Source organism: Rhizobium sp. 01N447_2, from assembly GCF_056399245.1.
Genome location: NZ_JBFTQY010000033.1, coordinates 21426 through 37980 on the forward strand (window position 1 = coordinate 21426; position 16555 = coordinate 37980).

Annotated in this window: 15 protein-coding genes; 3 read left to right on the forward strand and 12 right to left on the reverse strand. The window is 62.1% G+C overall.

Going from position 1 to position 16555, the window contains the following annotated elements; genetic code table 11:
• The first annotated feature begins 31 nt into the window (after positions 1–31).
• Together AC1ECN_RS21595 and AC1ECN_RS21600 are read left to right on the forward strand one after the other, a co-directional pair.
• Positions 32–1039, forward strand: a complete 1008-nt coding sequence (locus AC1ECN_RS21595) for a DUF4424 domain-containing protein (RefSeq protein ID WP_130672054.1) — start codon at positions 32–34, stop codon at positions 1037–1039.
• 216 nt (positions 1040–1255) lie between these two features.
• Positions 1256–3193, forward strand: coding sequence for a methyl-accepting chemotaxis protein (locus tag AC1ECN_RS21600; RefSeq protein ID WP_477954058.1), 1938 nt, complete (start codon positions 1256–1258; stop codon positions 3191–3193).
• Positions 3194–3415: 222 nt separating this feature from the next.
• Here the strand turns inward: AC1ECN_RS21600 and dxs are convergent, their stop codons facing one another.
• The 5 genes from dxs to AC1ECN_RS21625 form a co-directional block, all read right to left on the reverse strand.
• Positions 3416–5338, reverse strand: coding sequence for a 1-deoxy-D-xylulose-5-phosphate synthase (gene dxs, locus AC1ECN_RS21605; RefSeq protein WP_477954060.1), 1923 nt, complete (start codon positions 5336–5338; stop codon positions 3416–3418).
• 234 nt (positions 5339–5572) lie between these two features.
• The gene (locus AC1ECN_RS21610; protein ID WP_130666639.1) at positions 5573–6496 is read right to left on the reverse strand and encodes a pirin family protein; all 924 of its coding nucleotides are present in this window, start codon (positions 6494–6496) and stop codon (positions 5573–5575) included.
• Positions 6497–6659: 163 nt separating this feature from the next.
• Complete coding sequence (locus AC1ECN_RS21615) at positions 6660–7427, reverse strand: SDR family NAD(P)-dependent oxidoreductase (RefSeq protein WP_130654768.1); 768 nt, start codon at positions 7425–7427, stop codon at positions 6660–6662.
• A gap of 86 nt (positions 7428–7513) precedes the next feature.
• Positions 7514–7765 (reverse strand): exodeoxyribonuclease VII small subunit, encoded by a 252-nt coding sequence (locus AC1ECN_RS21620; protein ID WP_003545921.1) that lies wholly within the window; start codon positions 7763–7765, stop codon positions 7514–7516.
• 2 nt (positions 7766–7767) lie between these two features.
• A complete protein-coding gene (locus tag AC1ECN_RS21625; RefSeq protein ID WP_130672057.1) occupies positions 7768–8703 on the reverse strand; it encodes a histone deacetylase family protein in 936 nt (311 codons plus the stop codon).
• Positions 8704–8989: 286 nt separating this feature from the next.
• On the opposite strand from AC1ECN_RS21625, the gene AC1ECN_RS21630 reads away from it, so the two are divergent.
• Positions 8990–9391 carry an acyl-CoA thioesterase gene (locus AC1ECN_RS21630; RefSeq protein WP_130672058.1) on the forward strand — a complete coding sequence of 134 codons (402 nt, stop codon included), beginning with the start codon at positions 8990–8992 and terminating at the stop codon, positions 9389–9391.
• A 37-nt stretch (positions 9392–9428) separates the two neighbouring features.
• On the opposite strand, the gene AC1ECN_RS21635 is transcribed toward AC1ECN_RS21630, so the two are convergent.
• From AC1ECN_RS21635 to AC1ECN_RS21665, 7 genes are all read right to left on the reverse strand, one after another.
• Entirely contained in the window at positions 9429–10040 is a 612-nt protein-coding gene (locus tag AC1ECN_RS21635; RefSeq protein ID WP_130666640.1) for a 2'-5' RNA ligase family protein, read from the reverse strand.
• Between the two features lie 217 nt (positions 10041–10257).
• Positions 10258–10929 carry a flavin reductase family protein gene (locus AC1ECN_RS21640; RefSeq protein ID WP_018068381.1) on the reverse strand — a complete coding sequence of 224 codons (672 nt, stop codon included), beginning with the start codon at positions 10927–10929 and terminating at the stop codon, positions 10258–10260.
• Between the two features lies 1 nt (position 10930).
• Positions 10931–12352, reverse strand: coding sequence for a M24 family metallopeptidase (locus AC1ECN_RS21645; RefSeq protein WP_018068380.1), 1422 nt, complete (start codon positions 12350–12352; stop codon positions 10931–10933).
• A gap of 44 nt (positions 12353–12396) precedes the next feature.
• Entirely contained in the window at positions 12397–13218 is an 822-nt protein-coding gene (locus AC1ECN_RS21650; protein ID WP_018068379.1) for an ABC transporter permease, read from the reverse strand.
• Positions 13211–14038 carry an ABC transporter permease gene (locus AC1ECN_RS21655; protein WP_012755672.1) on the reverse strand — a complete coding sequence of 276 codons (828 nt, stop codon included), beginning with the start codon at positions 14036–14038 and terminating at the stop codon, positions 13211–13213. The genes AC1ECN_RS21650 and AC1ECN_RS21655 overlap by 8 nt, the downstream gene beginning before the upstream one ends.
• A gap of 9 nt (positions 14039–14047) precedes the next feature.
• Positions 14048–15097: an extracellular solute-binding protein gene (locus AC1ECN_RS21660; RefSeq protein ID WP_477954063.1), complete on the reverse strand. Its 1050-nt coding sequence runs from the start codon at positions 15095–15097 to the stop codon at positions 14048–14050.
• Entirely contained in the window at positions 15094–16329 is a 1236-nt protein-coding gene (locus AC1ECN_RS21665) for an ABC transporter ATP-binding protein (protein ID WP_018068376.1), read from the reverse strand. Before AC1ECN_RS21665 ends, AC1ECN_RS21660 begins: the two co-directional genes overlap by 4 nt.
• Positions 16330–16555 lie beyond the last annotated feature (226 nt).

A 16555-nucleotide genomic window follows, 5' to 3' on the forward strand; every position in this document is an offset into this window, starting at 1 on the left:
GCGGGGCGGACCGCAGACACGGGGGTGTTCCATGCTGAAGCTCTTCACTCTGATTGTCGCGGTAGCGATCGCATCGCCCGCGCTCGCGAACGACACTATGGCCGAGATCAAGACCGGCGGGCTGATCTTTGCCCAATCCGACGATGTCAGCATGGCGGAAGAGGATCTCTTCATCTCCGCTTCGGAAGTGCGCGTCGACTATGTGTTCGAGAATAGCTCCGACAAGGATGTCGAGAGCCTGGTCGCCTTTCCGATGCCCGACATCACTGGCCAGGTCGACAACAATTCCGCCATCTCCGATTATGACAGCGATAATTTCCTGCATTTCTCCACCGTGCAGGATGGCAGGCCTATCACCGCCAAGCTGCAGCAGCGCGTCGTCTCGCTCGGCATCGATGTGACCGACGAGTTCGCCAAGCTGGGCATTCCCGTCCTGCCCTATAGCCAGAAGACGACCGAGGCGCTCGCCAAGCTTTCCGAAACCGTCCGCAAGGACTGGATCGCCCGCGGCCTCGTCTATCCCATGGCCGAGGGCGACGCCGACGGCACCGCCAAGGTGGATCTCGTGCCGCTCTGGACGCTGCGCTCGACCTATTGGTGGCGCACCACCTTCCCGGCGAAGAAGAAAGTCAGCGTCGAGCATCGCTACAAGCCGGCCGTCGGCGGCACCGTTGCCATCAGCTTTCTCGACGGTGGCGAGCCGAAGGGCGAGCGTTTCGAGGACTATTCGCGCAAATACTGCCTCGACGGAGATTTCGTCAAGGTTGCCCAGCAGCGTGCTCGGGAAGCCGAGGCGGGAGGCGCCAACTATACCGAAAGCTGGATCTCCTATGTGCTGTCGACCGGCGCCAACTGGGCGGGACCGATCAAGCGCTTCCAGCTGACGATCGACAAGGGCAAGCCCGGAAGCCTCATCAGCTTCTGCGGCAGCAACGTTCGGAAGATCGGTCCGACGACCTTCCGGATGACATCAGAGGATTTCGATCCGACAAAAGATTTCGACATCCTGATCCTCAATCCTCCGGAAACGGCACAATAATCCGCCGGGTCGGCCGCTGTTGCGCTGCACAAATTTAAACAAATTTAAAGCCTGCCCATATAGGTTCGGCTTGATTGCAGCGGTTCGTCTGGACTGCCCGGCGCCATGAAGGCGCAAGCGTTTCCGATCATGTTCTCAGGTTCAAACGTCCCTGCGGTTGCGCGTCTCGCGCGACCTGCCTCTCGCCGCGTCGACTGTCGTCAGGAGAAACCACCGATGTCCGCCAAAAACATATCCTTGAACGGTAAACTTGCGGCCACGTTCGCAGCCCTCATTCTCATTTTCGTCGCCGTTTCCGCTTTCGTTTATTMCAAGGCGACGGCGTCCGCGGCCGCTTCTGCCGAGCAGGAAAAGTCCGAGCTGCTCGTCAACCAGATCGACGATGCGCTGCAGGCGATGCTCGAACAGGCCGTCAACCTGCGTGGCTTCATCCTCTTCCGCACCGACAGCACCTATGGCGACGTCTTCGCCAATCGCGAGCGCATGCTGAAGGCGATTGCCGCCGCCAAGCAGACGGCGGCCGGCGAGCCGCAGCTGGTCGAGATGATCGACGGCATGCAGAAGGCCGCCGATCTCTATTTCCATGAACTCGCCGAGCCGCAGACCAAGGCGCGCAAGGAAACCGACATGCCGATCGAAGAGGTCGTCAAGATCGGCGTCAACGCCACCAAGGGCCAGCTCGACGGTTTCCGCCAGGCCTCGGCCAAGATCAAGGCCACCGCGCGTGAAAAATCGGACGCACTCGCCGCCATCCGCGCCGATGCCAACAGCGATCTGAAGATGACGCTGCTTGCCGGCGGCATCCTCGCCTCGCTGGCCGCCGCCATGCTCGCCTGGCTGATGTCGCGCATCATCGTCCGCCCGGTCGTTGGCATGACTGCGGCCATGGATCGCCTCGCCGGCGGTCAGAACGACATCGAGGTTCCGGCTGTCGAGCGCGGCGACGAAATCGGCCGCATGGCCCAGTCGGTTCTGGTCTTCAAGCAGGCGGCGATCGAGAAGCTGCGCCTTGCCGGCGAGACCGACCGCATGCGCGACGACGCCGAGCGCCAGCGCCGGGCAGGTGATGAGCAGAAGGCGCGCGAGGAAGGCGAGATCCGCTATGCCATCGACGCTTTGGCGGGCGGCCTTGCCGAACTTGCCAATGGCGATATGGCCGGTCGTATCCAGACGCCGTTCGCCTCGCAATATGACAGCCTGCGCAATGACTTCAACCATGCCGTCGAAAAGCTGCAGGCGGCACTGCAATCGGTCGGCCGCAACGCCTCGGCGATCAATGCCGGCGCCGGCGAAATCCGCTCGGCCGCCGACGATCTTGCCCACCGCACCGAGCAGCAGGCTGCCGCCGTCGAACAGACGGCCGCAGCGCTCGAGGAAGTGACGACGACCGTCCGCGACAGCGCCAAACGCGCCGAAGATGTCGGCAATCTCGTCGAGCGCGCCCGCCTCGGCGCTGAAAAATCAGGCGAAGTCGTCCGTAAGGCCGTCTCCGCCATGCAGCAGATCGAGAAGTCCTCGGGCGAAATCTCCAACATCATCGGCGTCATCGACGACATCGCCTTCCAGACCAACCTTTTGGCCTTGAACGCCGGCGTTGAAGCCGCCCGCGCCGGCGAAGCCGGCAAGGGCTTTGCGGTCGTCGCCCAGGAAGTGCGCGAGCTCGCCCAGCGCTCGGCCAAGGCCGCCAAGGAGATCAAGGCGCTGATCACCACCTCGGGCGAACAAGTCGTTGCCGGCGTCGGCCTCGTCGGCGAGACCGGCAAGGCGCTGGAGGTCATCGTCTCTGAGGTGCAGGAGATCAACCACCACGTCAGCGCCATCGTCACCGCCACGCGCGAACAGTCGATCGGCCTGCAGGAGATCAACACCGCCGTCAACAATATGGACCAGGGCACGCAGCAGAACGCCGCCATGGTCGAGGAGCAGACCGCGGCCAGCCATGCGCTCGCCCAGGAAGCCAGCGCCCTCGACGAGTTGCTGCGCCAGTTCAAGCTCGGCCAGGTGGCCCCGGCGCCGCGCGCAGCCGTTGCCGGCACCAACGCCCGCCCGGTCGCCTCTCCGGCCCACGCTTTGACCCGCACCGTCGCCAAGGCCTTCAGCGGAAGACAGGCGAGCGCTGCGGCTACCGTTCAGGAGGAATGGACGGAGTTCTGAGGGGGCCCTTCACAGGGACGTTAAATGAAAAGGGCGGTGCAGTGATGCGCCGCCTTTTTTGTTGAGAGGACCTGCCGGGCGGCCCCCTCATCCGCCTGCCGGCACCTTCTCCCCGAGGGGAGAAGAGATTTGCGGCGACGTCTCGATTCCCTCTTCTCCCCTCGGGGAGAAGGTGCCCGTAGGGCGGATGAGGGGGCTACACGGCACCCCTCAAAAATTCACCTACCCAGCAACCCCAACCCCAACCGCAACACCGCGCCCCAGCGCCTTGAACACCGTCGAGACGATGCCGGCGCGGTCGAGGCCGGCGTGGGCGTTCATCGCTTCGGGCTTGGCCTGCTCCATCCAGATGTCGGGCATCACAAGCGAGCGCAGCTTCAGGCCGTTGTCGAGCAGGCCTTCGGTGGCGAGGAAATGCATCACGTGGCTGCCGAAGCCGCCGATCGAGCCTTCCTCGACGGTGATCACCATCTCGTGGTGGCGGGCAAGCTGGCGGATCAGGTCGTGATCGAGCGGCTTGGCGAAACGCGCATCGGCGACCGTCGTCGAAAGCCCCGCGGCATCGAGATCCTCGGCGGCAAGCAGACAGTCGGCAAGCCGGGTGCCGAAGGAGAGCAGCGCCACCTTGGTGCCTTCCTTGACGATGCGGCCCTTGCCGATCTGCAGGATTTCGCCACGTGCCGGCATGTCGACGCCGACGCCTTCGCCGCGCGGATAGCGGAACGAGATCGGCCCGCCATCATAGGCCACAGCCGTGCGCACCATGTGCTTGAGTTCGGCCTCGTCGGCCGCCGCCATCACCACGAAGCCGGGCAGGGTGGTGAGGAAGGTGGTGTCGAAGGAGCCGGCATGCGTCGGCCCGTCGGCGCCGACGAAGCCGGCACGGTCGATCGGAAAACGCACCGGCAGTCCCTGGATCGCCACGTCATGCACGACCTGGTCGTAGGCGCGCTGCAGGAAGGTGGAATAGAGCGCTGCGAACGGCTTGTAGCCTTCCGCCGCCAGGCCGGCGGCGAAGGTGACGGCATGCTGTTCGGCAATACCGACGTCGAAGCAGCGCGACGGATAGGCCTCGGCGAGCTTGTCGAGGCCGGTGCCGTTCGGCATGGCGGCGGTGATGCCGACGATCTTGTCGTCGAGGGCGGCTTCCTGCACCAGCGCTTCGGCAAAGACGCTGGTATAGCTCGGCGCATTCGGCTTGACCCTTGCCTGGGCACCGGTGATGACGTCGAACTTGTTGACGCCGTGATATTTGTCGGCCGCGGCYTCCGCCGGCGGATAGCCCTTGCCCTTCTGGGTGACGACATGGATCAGCACCGGTCCGCGCCCATTGTCGCGCACGTTGCGCAACACCGGCAGCAGGTGGTCGAAGGAATGCCCGTCGATCGGGCCGATATGATAGAAGCCCATCTCCTCGAACATCGTGCCGCCGGTGACATAGCCGCGCGCATGCTCAACGGCGCGGGTGATCGCCCGGTCGATGTTCTTGCCGAGGTAGGCCGTCAGCTTCTTGCCGAGATCACGGAAGCCCATATAGGTGCGTCCCGAGGCAAGGCGCGCGAGATAGGCGCTCATGGCGCCCRYCGGCGGSGCGATCGACATGTCGTTGTCGTTGAGGATGACGATGAGGCGGGCATCGAGGGCGCCGGCATTGTTCAGCGCCTCATAGGCCATGCCGGCCGACATTGCCCCGTCGCCGATGACGGCGATGACGCGGCGGTCTGATTTGTCGAGGTCGGCGGCAATCGCCATGCCGAGGCCGGCCGAGATCGAGGTCGAGGAATGCGCCGCTCCGAAGGGATCATATTCGCTCTCCGCCCGGCGGGYGAAGCCGGACAGCCCGTCTTCCTGGCGCAGCGTCCGGATGCGGTCACGCCGGCCGGTGAGAATCTTGTGCGGATAACATTGATGGCCGACATCGAAGATCAGTCGATCATCAGGCGTGTCGAAGACGCTGTGGATGGCGATCGTCAATTCGACGACGCCGAGACCGGCGCCAAGATGGCCGCCGGTGCGCGACACCGCATCAATCATTTCGTCCCGGACTTCGCGGGCAAGCTGCGGTAGGTCGCGATCCTCGAGCTTGCGCAGGTCGGCGGGATAGATGACCTGGTCGAGCAGGGGGGTCTTCGGCAGTTGTGTCACGGGCGGGCGCTCTTTCTTGCTTTTCCTTGTTCCGCTTTATTCGATTAGATTGCGGCAAAACAAGTGCATTTCAGGAACCGAAGGTTTTCACCTTAGAGCATGATGCCGAAAAGTGTGAGCGGTTTTCGGATAACATCATGCTCCCACTATTAAAGCATGGTGCCGAAAAGCGTGAGCGGTTTTCAGCGGATATCACCCTCTATTTCTTCGATCAGGGTCCGGATTCGGGTGGGTTCAGCCTTCCGGCAAAGGCACGAATTCCTCTTCGTCACCGGGAACGATATCGAAGCGGCCGCTGCGCCATTCCTCCTTGGCCTGTTCGATCCGCTCCTTCGAGGAGGAGACGAAATTCCACCAGATATAACGTTTCGAATTGAGCGCCGCACCGCCGAAGAGCATCAGATGGCAGCCGTCACGGCCGGCTTCCAGCGTGATCGCATCGCCCGGCCGGAAGACCAGCAGCTGGTCGGCGGCAAAACGATCACCTGATATGACGACCTCGCCCGACAGCACATAGACGGCGCGCTCTTCGTGGCCCGCGCCGAAGGGAAATTTGGCGCCCGCCTGCAGGTCGAGATCGACATAGAGCGTGTCGGAGAAAACACCGACCGGCGACGTCATGCCTTCGAACGAGCCGATGACCACGCGCCCGCGCACACCGCTCGTCTCGATCAGCGGCATGGCGGACTTTTCCGTATGGGCGAAGGCGGGATCGATCTCCTCCTTGTCGTCGGGCAGAGCCAGCCAGGTCTGCAGCCCCGACATCAGCAGCGGATGGCCGCGCAGATTGTCGGGCGTGCGCTCGGAATGCACGATGCCGCGGCCGGCCGTCATCAGGTTGATATCGCCGGGACGGATGACTTTTTCGGTGCCGAGGCTGTCGCGATGGCGGATCTCGCCGTCGAACAGATAGGTGACCGTCGACAGCCCGATATGCGGATGCGGCTTGACGTCGAGCGCCTCGTCCGGCTTGAGGATCGCCGGCCCCATCCGGTCGAAGAAGATGAATGGCCCGACCAGCCGCCGCTGCCGGCTGGGCAGCGCGCGGCGCACCTGAAAACCGCCGATATCGCTGGTGCGCGGGATGATCAGGCTCTCGATCGCGTCGCAGGCGAAGGCATCGCCGGGCAGGGGGTCTTTACCGGGAAAGAAGGACATGGGGATCTCCGATCGCTACAGTGCCGCGCGTCATCACTCACAGATAGCGCCTGGAGCGCCGCGCGTCCAATCGGACGCGCTAAGGACGCTCCAACACTTGAAAGCGCGCCGCGCGTCCAATCGGACGTGCTAAGACGCTCCAACACTTGAATGCGCGATTGGTTCAGATCGCGGTAAACCCGTTGTCGACGAAGAGATGGGCGCCATTGACGAAGCTCGACTCGTCGCTGGCAAGATAAAGCGCGGCCCGCGCCACGTCTTCGGGCTCGCCGATCCGCCCCTGCTGGGCGGCAATGGCGGCATCCGAAACGTCGACGCCGAGGGCCTGCAGGTCGGCCACCTCGCGCAGGCCGTGCGGCGTGCGGATGAAGCCGGGGCAGACGGCGTTGCAGCGGATGTTGCGGTCGCGGAATTCCACCGCGATGGCGCGGGCAAACATATGCACGGCCCCTTTGGTCGTGTCGTAAAGCACTTCCATCGGCGTGGCGGCGACCGCCGAGATCGACGAGGTGCAGACGATCGACCCGCCGCCGCTTGCAATCATCTTCGGCAGCACGGCCTTGGTCATCAGAAACATCGAGCGCACGTTGACGGCGTGCAGCCAGTCCCATTCCTCGACGGTTGTTTCCAGGAAAGGTTTGATGACGATCGTGCCGGCGTGATTGAAGAGCACGGTCACTGCGCCGTAGCGCGCCTCCACCCCGGCGACGGCGGCATTGACGGCGGCTTCGTCCGAAACGTCAGCCGTCCAGCAATCGGCCTCGCCGCCGGCATCACGAATCGCCTGGACGGTCTCGGCGGCTGCATCGCCATTGCGGTCGATGATCGCAACACGCGCGCCCTCCGCCGCAAAAAGCTTCGAAGCGGCACCGCCCATGCCGGTCGCGCCGCCCGAGATAATGGCGACCTTGCCCTTCAACCTGTCCGTCATTTCCTTGTCCCCTCATCGTTTTGGATGGGGATCATAGATCGGTCCGAAGCCGATAGCCAAGCATCTTCAAAAGGGAGTTTGCCGTCTCAGGCGCCGTCGAGCGGCTCAACGCCCTGCGGCTTGCCGGCGCGGTCGAGCCGGATCTTCTCGATGCGGTTTTCGGCGGCCGAAAGCAGGGTCTCGCAATGTTTCTTCAGCGCTTCGCCGCGCTCATAGATCTCGATCGATTCATCCAGCGCCACATCGCCGCGTTCCAGCCGGGCGACGATACTTTCGAGTTCGGCGACCGCCTTTTCGAAGGAAAGGCCTGATACCTCAGGCTTGGCGCTGTCAGTCATTCTCAACCCTTCATCATTCTCAGAACATGCATGCCCGCCGATTCGGCGAGTCCCTCGAGATCATAACCGCCTTCGAGCAGGCTGACGACCCGGTTCTTCGCGTGCCGGTCCGCGAGTTCGAGCACCCGCCCGGTCGCCCAGTCGAAATCCTCGCCGGTCAGATTGATCTGCGCTAAGGGATCGCGGTGATGCGCGTCGAAGCCGGCGGAGATGATGATGAGATCCGGCCGGAAATCGTCAAGGGCCGGCAGCACGCGCGATTTGAACGCCTCGCGGAAGTGGTCGCTGCCGACATTCGGCGACAGCGGCGCATTGACGATGGTGTTGTGTGTGCCCTTCTCATCCTTGGCGCCGGTGCCGGGATAGAGCGGCATCTGATGCGTCGAGCAGAACAGCACCGAGGCATCGTCCCAGAAGATATCCTGCGTGCCGTTGCCGTGGTGCACATCCCAATCGACGATGGCGATGCGCTCGGCGCCATGCGTCTTCTGCGCATGGCGGGCGGCGATCGCCGCATTGTTGAAGAAGCAGAAGCCCATCGCCGTCATCTTCTCGGCATGGTGCCCCGGCGGGCGGGCAGCGACGAAGACATTGTCGGCCCGGCCGGTAAAGACGTCGTCCACCGCCGCCATCGCCCCGCCAATGCCGGTCAGCGCCGCCTGCAGGCTCTTGCTGCTGGCATAGGTGTCGGCTTCGATCTGGTTGATCTCGCCCTCTTCCTCGGGGATCTCCCGCATGACGGCGATGAGATGTTCTTCGGGATGGGCCAGCAGCACCGCATCCTCATTCGCCTGCGGCGCCTGCCGGCGCTCCAACCGCTCGAAATTCGGATGTTCCAGCGCGACATTGATGGCGCGGATCCTGTCCGATCGCTCCGGATGGCCGGCGGGCGTTACATGTTCCAGGAAGATCGGGTGTTCATAAAGACGGGTGCTCATGAAGACACTCTATCGGTCGCTTATGTCATGTGCCACAGCAGATGGGGCATCGCCTGACGATTTCAACAAGCGCTCTTGCCGCGCCTGCGGACCGTTCGCCTATCACGCTGTCTCATTTGCGCCGTTTCCATCGAGCAGGTCCATTGCAGCGGCGCCGCATCTTTTCAGGCGCGTGGAGGACACTGTAACACTTTGAACTATTGCGTAATTTTATCCTTAAGCAGGTTCCGGTATAAGCAATTATGAAGTAGTGTTGCGATGGGAACTCTGTAAGGCAGATCTGTTGATGAGTCAGTCGAAACGTCCTGATGTGGCGGAAATACGCGTGCCGTTTCGCGATGTCGATATGACCGGCCGGATGTTTCTGGCATCCTATATTTCCTATGCCGAGTCCGTGCTTGCGAGCTTCTGGTCCTCACGGCCCGATGTCGATGACGAACCCCTCTATAGCCCCAGCAAGGTTTCCTGCTTTCTCCACCGTCCGCTGCACTACGACGAGCCGGCAACCTTCACCGCCACCATCGACAAGATCGGCGTGCGCTCCATCGGCTTCCTCATTTCGATCGATACCGGCGAGGAGCGCGCCGCCGAGGTGGAAATCATCTGGCAGGCCCACGCCCCCGAAGACGAATCGCCGGCTCCGTTGCCGGAGGAGACGCGCGACTGGCTTTATCGGTTTTTGAATTAGGGGCAAAGCAGAGCCGCTCGACCAACCAGAATTGCCATTAGGTGCTTTTGCCCCGGAGGAGTGGCTCGCTGAGTATATTGATCTCGACGCTTGGATAAACGCGCTCTTCCAGCAATTTAAGGGATCCAACCTTCACTGCCGTGGGCAATAAGCCTGCGTCGACGTTGACTGCGGGTAGCCTGTCTTCTGCAGAAAATCTGAACAGTGTTATGTGCGCTATTCGAGGCGGGGTTGGACGCCACTGTTCGAAGCAGATGGCATTTGAAATGGCCGAACGAAGCCTGCGCAATTCCGGCGGCTCCTCAGCCTTTACGAAGATAGCGGCTTCCGAAGCAGCCACCTCATGAAAATGGAGCTCAAAAGGCGGGGTCTCTTCGACCAGTCTATCCGCGATCTCCTTCCATCTTCCCCCATTCAGCCTCCAGACCTCGTCGTTCGGAATATTGAGTTGGGTCGTTGCGCTGACCAAAGTGACGACGGTCATGTGCAGGCTTGTAGACGGGACGCGTAAGAGCGGCGCTGTGCTGTCTCGCTCGATGCTGCCCTGCAAGCTGCAGAGCTTTGACTGTGCCTCGCGATCGGGAAAGAACTGCAGGTGAAACGCGCAGCACCGCTTAAACCACAGTGTGTCGACCTTTGTGCGGATCACAGCAGCAGACCCTTCCACCCAACATGGGCATGCCGCGCCGAGAGCGTGCAATTCCCGTGTCTTGCTATCACATCACGAAACCGTTCGCCAATCAGGCAACGATCCCTTCCGGACGCGGACGAGCAGGGCGGTCAGTTCCAGCCGGTCATTCACCTCACCCTCGACATATTGGACCTGATCACCCAACGGCACGCGATGGGCCGGAGCCCAAGCCTGGCTATGCGCTGACCGGCTCTGAAACGCTCTTTCGCGAACCCCACTCCTCCTTGGTCTGCGTCTTGATGTCAAACTGGTCGCGCGTCCTTGTGTAGGTATGGCCGCCCATCCGTCCGACGGCGTCCATCAATTGCTGGTCGATATGCAGGTTTGTCGGATTGACCGCATCGCTTCTGACATAGACGCCGAGGACTTCGCCGAGGATGATTTCGCGCGCCGGGCCGACCTGCAAGGTCGTGTGGCGGCGGCATTCGAGTGCTGCGGGCGCGGCCAGGATGCGCGGGCTTCTGACCATCTGTCCCGGCGCCGTTGCCAGTCCGGCTTCGGAGAGTTCGTCGACCTCAGGGCCGAACTTGATGGCGCAGACCTCCATCTGGTCGACGAGGGCGTCATCGCAGATATGGACCGTAAACTCGCCTGTTTCGCGGATGTTGCGGGCGGTATCCTTGAAGCGCATGTCGGCATAATTCTCGACGCCGATGGCGACGATCGCCGGGTCGTGGGTGAGGACGTTGAAGAAGCTGAACGGGCCGGCATTCGGCAGGCCTTCCTTGCTCACCGTCGTCACCAGCGCGATCGGGCGGGGAATGACCGTGCCGATGAGGATCTTGTAACGCTCGCGCTCGGTCAGCTTGGCGAAATCGAAATGGGTGTGTTGTTTATGATGGGTCATGTCAGGCCTCGGCAGCGACGCGGTGGGTTTCAAGCGGGGTATGGCGGCTGAGGTTCTCAAAACCGTCCTTGGTCACGACATACATGTCGCCGATATTGCAGCCGGCCGACAGCGGTTCCAGCCATTGCGTGTGYAGCACGAAGACCATGCCCTCCTCCATCCTGTCGTAGTTATGCGAGGAGATGTTGAAGCTGTTCTGGCCACCAGCCATGCCGACCGAATGGCCGAGGTTCGGATTGTGCGGTCCGTGCGTTGCCGGATAGACGTGCATGAGCTTGCGGCCCTGCGCCTCCCAATCGATGTCCTTCACATACTGATGGGGGATCAGGCGTGCCCCACCGTCTTCCATCGGCGACCAGTTATAGGGCATGGTGCGCGCCTCCGGCGAGGTGAGCATGCCGCGCTCGATCATCGGTTCGAAGGCGGCATTGTTGACGTCGCGCATCAAGGCGCCGGGCCTAATCAGCTTTTCGGCCCGCTTGACGCCCTCGGTGCAGGCGGCAAGCACCTCCTCCTGATGGCTGGTGATGTCGCCGATCGCGATCATGCGGGCGGTCTGGGCGGTATAGCCGCGATAGGTGACGTTGGAGATATAGAGGTTGATGAGGTCGCCGGGCCTGACGATGTGGCCATAGGGCTTGCCGCAATGGGTGCCGAATTCATTGATGCCGATCTGGTAGCCGTCGCCGGTTTCGCCGCCGAGCGCCATCTGCGCATAGGTGAAGGCGGCAAGCATTTCATGGTCGGTGACGCCTGACTTCGCCACATGATAGGCGGCCTGCGTGCCGATGCTGATCAGCTGGGCGGCGGCGCGGAACATCTCGATCTCGGGCAGTGAGCGGACCTTCTGCATGCGGTCGAGAATGGCGTTGTCAGCCACGAACTTGCTCTTCGGCATCAACTCGTCGAGCGCTGACCAGAAGGTCAGCGACGTACGGTCGCCGATCCTGCCGATCTGGGCCTTGGCAAGACCGAGACTGGCGAGAACCTCGGCGCATTTCTCGGCGGTCTTGATAACGGAATCGCCGGGACGGTCGGCATATTCGCGGCCGATCGGGCCGATCTGCCAGATTTCGTCGACGAGCACAGGCTCGCCGCCCGGCGGCAGCAGGACGGATTGGGTGAAGAAGGAGAGAAGCACCATCGCCTTGTCGGCATCGGTCGGAATGATCAGCACGCCTTCGCGCATCCAGTCGCAAATATAGCGAAGATAGGCGTTCGAAGCGTGGAACCAGCCGACGCTGCCGGCGTGAACGATCAGCGCGTCATGACCGGCCTCGACCGCCTGGCGGCGAATTCTGCGAAGGCGATCCTCGAACTCTTCGACAGGAAGCGGCAAGGGCGCGGAGAAGTCGAAATCCGGATGGAAATCGGCCAGCAGCGATCCCATCCCGCCGCCTGCGTTTGTCGCGCGCATGTTCATGAGTTTATTCCTTCCAATTCAGGCATAGGTCATTGACGGATTGTTCAGGCCTGCCGGGGCGGCGCGAGAACGCGCCGGGCAACCAGCAGTCCGACCAGCGTCACGGCGATCAGAATTCCGGAGATTGCCGCGACGCGCACATCGAGCGATTCCTCGATCAGCGCGAACATGCGCAACGGCAAGACCGTCGTTCGGGCGTCGGCGAGGAAAAGCGATACCGACACATTGTCGAGCGACTGGATGAAGACGAGGAATGCGCCGGCCAGAATGCCGGGCATCAGCAGCGGCAGGGTCACGCGCCGCAGTGTCATGAACCAGCTCGCGCCCATCGTCGTCGATGCCTCGGCAAGCGAGGGATTGAGGCCTTGGGCGACGACGGAGGCGGCGCGGTACATCAGCGGCCCGAAGACCACGACATGGCCTGATACGGTCAGCCAGAGCGACGGCTTGAAGCCGATGAAGTTGGCGACGATCAGGGCGGCAAGGCCGTAGACCAGGCTCGGCAGGACGAGCGGGGCGAGCAGCAGCGGCTCGATGGTGCCGGCGGTGCTGCGCTTCATGCGCGTCATGCCGATGGTTGCCGGAACCGCAAAGATCAGCGATCCGAGGACGGCAAGGCCGGCAATCTTCAGCGAGTTCCAGGCGGCGATATGTTCGGTCGCCGATCGCACCGGATCGAGCAGCGCCGCGTACCACCTGAGCGAAAAGCCCTGCGGCGGATATTTCAGTGTCTGCCCCGAGGTGAACGACATCGTCAGCGCAATCACGATCGGTGCCACGAGATAGATCACGCAGAGCCCGCCGAAACCGTAGACGAATGCCTTGTAGAGCATGACGGGAATGGGATTTTCGCGACGATCAGGCATGACCGACCAACCTCCTGTGACGGGACATCATGGTAAGGGCGACCAGCAGGCAGCCGGTGGACAGCAGGAGGACGACGGCGATGGCCGAGGCCAGCGGCCAGTCGAACAGCGTGCCGACCTCGCGGTAGATCAGCTGCGGAACATAGACGTTGCGCGCACCGCCGATGACGGCCTGGGTAACGAAGGAACTGCTGGTGCTGGCAAAGACCAGGATCCAGCCCGCCAGCAGGCCCGGCAGCATCAGCGGCAAAAGCACGGTGACAAAGATGCGCCAGGGACCGGCGCCGGAAACCTGAGCCGCTTCCGTCAGTTGCACCGGCGTACGCGACAGGATGGCAATCAGCGGCAGGATGATCAGCGGCAGGTCGATCTGGCACATGGCCATGACCAGGCCGAGTTCGGTAAACAGCAGGCTGGTCGGCATGCCAGTCAGGCCGAGCCCGACCAGCGCTTCGCTGATCGGCCCCTGGCGCCCGAGGATGACGATCCAGGCGAAGGTGCGCACGACATTGCTGGTCAGCATCGGAATGAGCGTCAGGAAAATCAGCACCTGCCGCAGGTTTCGGCCGCCGTGCCAGTAGAGGAGTGCGATCGGCACGCCGAGCAAGGTCGTGCCGATGACGGTTTCGAGCCCGAGCCTTGCGGTATTGACGAGGACGCGGAAATTGAACGCGTCGCCGAAGAAGCGGGCATAATGTTCGAGGGTTGCTCCGCCGGGACCGGCGAAGCTGAAACCGACGAGGACGGCGAGCGGCGTTGCGAAGAACGCCACGGAAAGCAACAGCATCGGTAGGACGTATGGGAAGCCGCTCGCCTTCATCACATCACCTCAACCGGCAACGAGAGCGTCGAACTGGCGAATCCAGTCGTCGCGGTTCTTGTTGATCGCGACCCAGTCCGGATAGACCATGGTCTTGATCTGGTCGCGGGTGACATAGGCTTCGATGCCGGGTGTCAGCGCCACGTCCTTGTTGGTCGGGAACATCTCGGTCGGCGGCTCCTTGAGCTGGTCCTGGGCGGCCTTGGAGATCGCAGCATCCATATAGGCATAGGCCGCGTCGAGATTGGCTGAGCCCTTGGTCAGGTGGATGTTGACGGGGGCTGCCGGCGAGCCGGTTTCCGGATGGACGAATTCGGCATTGAGGCCGAGGCTCTTCAGATGGGCGACATTGCCGGTCGAGCACATGAAGACGGCGATTTCGCCCTGCTGGAACAGCGTCATCTGATGGTTGGTGCTGTCGACCACGCCCTTCAGATGCTCCGGATGATCCTTGAACAGCTTGAAGACGGCGTCCATGTCGTTGGGGCCGGAGCCGAAGATCTTGGCGATCTCGGTATAGGCCATCACGGCGGTGTTCGAGGCAAAGCCGGTCCAGGAAACCTTGCCGCTATAGGCCGGGTTTTCGAAGAGATCGCGATAACCCTTCGGCTTCGGAACGAGATCGGGATTGTAGGCAATGCCGTTGACTTCGATGGTCACGGTCGGACCGTATTCGCCCTGAAAGGACGGATCGAGCATGCCCCAGTTCTTGAGTTTGCTCGGATCGATCTTCTGGATGAGATCCTTCTCGATGGCGACGGCCATCTGGCCGGGCGACATCAGCAGCGTGTCATAGGGCGGGTTGCCGGGGCTTGCCATGATCTTGGCAAGCTGGTCCTGCGCCATCGCCGGCGCAATCGTCAGGTCGTAGCCTGCATCCTTGACCATCGGCGTCAGCACTGTGCGGTAGGCATCCTCCCAACTGCCTGGGAAAGTGGCGGCAACGGCTCCTCCGCCGGCAGCGCGGGCGGAAAGCGGARGCATGGCCGATGCGGCGACACCGGCCGCCAGGAAACCGAACCCACGACGGGTAATCTGAAAGTCCTTCATCACGTTCACCTCTGTTGAATTGTTTCTTCACTCATGATTTCCGGTTCGGCCGGAAAGGCGTGACACCGTGCGGTGTCGATCTCGGCAAATAGCTGCGTTCCCGGTTCGGGAATGAATGTGGAGGGGCCTCTGACCTCGGAGGCGCGCAGGCCCGTGCCGTCCTCCAGAACAAGGTCATGGACGAGAGAAGGGCCGAGCGGCACGGAAACCGTCATGCGAACCGGCAGGGTGCTTTCGCTCGGCTGCGTCGACAGGCGAACCTCTTCCGGCCGGAAGGTGATCGTGACCTTCGAGCCGAGGGTGAAGTTCAGCCGGCGCGGCAGGAGCAGGGTCCGGTCATTGGCAAGGCCGATCAGCGTGCTCTCGGCATCGAGCCGCAGCACCGTTCCATTGAGCAGGTTTGCCTGGCCGATGAAGGTATTGACGAAGAGCGTCTTCGGGCGGTCATAGACGGTCATCGGCGTGTCGATCTGCTCGACATTGCCCTTGTTCATCAGCACCAGGCGGTTTGCGAGGCTCTGGGCTTCCTCCTGGTCGTGCGTGACGATCAGCGTCGTGATGCCGAGCGTCTTCTGCAGGTGCAGCAGCTCCACCTGCAGATCGAAACGCAGGGCCCGATCGAGCGCGCCGAAGGGTTCGTCGAGAAGCAGAAGGGACGGGCGCCCGGCAATGGCGCGGGCAACGGCGACGCGCTGCTGCTGACCGCCGGAGAGTTCGCGCGGCAGGCGGTTGCCATAATCCTTGAGCCTGACGAGAGACAGCATCTCCTCGACGCGCGCCTTGCGCTGAGCGCGGGGAAGCTTCTGGCAGGCCAGCGGATAGGCGATGTTTTCTGCGACCGTCAGATGCGGAAACAAAGCATAGTTCTGAAAGACCATGCCGACGCCGCGTGAGCGGGCCGAGACATCAGCCAAATCTCTCTCTCCGAGCACAATCTTGCCCGCCTTCGGCTGGATCAGCCCTGCGATGGCGCGCAGTACGGTCGACTTGCCGCAGCCGCTCGGCCCGAGCAGGGCAACGATCTCGCCGGCCTCGATATCGAAGGCCACGTCGCTGATGGCATTCTGGCCACCGTAACTATGGGTGAGGCCCTGAACGCTGAGCCGTTTGCGTTCAGCCATATTCGGTATGCCTGGCATAGGGCCTCCCTGGTTCTGGGTAGAGGTCACGGATTGCTGCGCTGTCTCCGGCACAAGACGGAGATGCGGTCCGGCGAGAAATTTTGCGTCGAGCTTGTTCATGAGAAACGAATTGCAAGCGGCATGCCAGTTTTGCCATTCGTCATTGTCGTCAATGCCAAGTCAATGAAAATTAAGCAATATTTTCGACTTATAAAGTTTCGAAACTTTATAATAATGCATATGCGATTTAGAATACGCATTTAGTTTTTGTATAAATTTTCGCCAGTGTCGTATATTAAATGGGCATCAGATAGAAACAGCCGCGGCCCATGAACGGGCGATCAAG

Excerpts from the sequence above, each read along its gene's own strand:
- AC1ECN_RS21595 (WP_130672054.1), top strand. The coding sequence starts at position 32 with ATGCTGAAGCTCTTCACTCTGATTGTCGCGGTAGCGATCGCATCGCCC.
- AC1ECN_RS21610 (WP_130666639.1), bottom strand. The coding sequence starts at position 6,496 with ATGTCCTTCTTTCCCGGTAAAGACCCCCTGCCCGGCGATGCCTTCGCC.
- AC1ECN_RS21615 (WP_130654768.1), bottom strand. The coding sequence starts at position 7,427 with ATGACGGACAGGTTGAAGGGCAAGGTCGCCATTATCTCGGGCGGCGCG.
- AC1ECN_RS21620 (WP_003545921.1), bottom strand. The coding sequence starts at position 7,765 with ATGACTGACAGCGCCAAGCCTGAGGTATCAGGCCTTTCCTTCGAAAAG.
- AC1ECN_RS21625 (WP_130672057.1), bottom strand. The coding sequence starts at position 8,703 with ATGAGCACCCGTCTTTATGAACACCCGATCTTCCTGGAACATGTAACG.
- AC1ECN_RS21630 (WP_130672058.1), top strand. The coding sequence starts at position 8,990 with ATGAGTCAGTCGAAACGTCCTGATGTGGCGGAAATACGCGTGCCGTTT.
- AC1ECN_RS21640 (WP_018068381.1), bottom strand. The coding sequence starts at position 10,929 with ATGACCCATCATAAACAACACACCCATTTCGATTTCGCCAAGCTGACC.
- AC1ECN_RS21650 (WP_018068379.1), bottom strand. The coding sequence starts at position 13,218 with ATGCCTGATCGTCGCGAAAATCCCATTCCCGTCATGCTCTACAAGGCA.
- AC1ECN_RS21655 (WP_012755672.1), bottom strand. The coding sequence starts at position 14,038 with ATGAAGGCGAGCGGCTTCCCATACGTCCTACCGATGCTGTTGCTTTCC.
- AC1ECN_RS21665 (WP_018068376.1), bottom strand. The coding sequence starts at position 16,329 with ATGAACAAGCTCGACGCAAAATTTCTCGCCGGACCGCATCTCCGTCTT.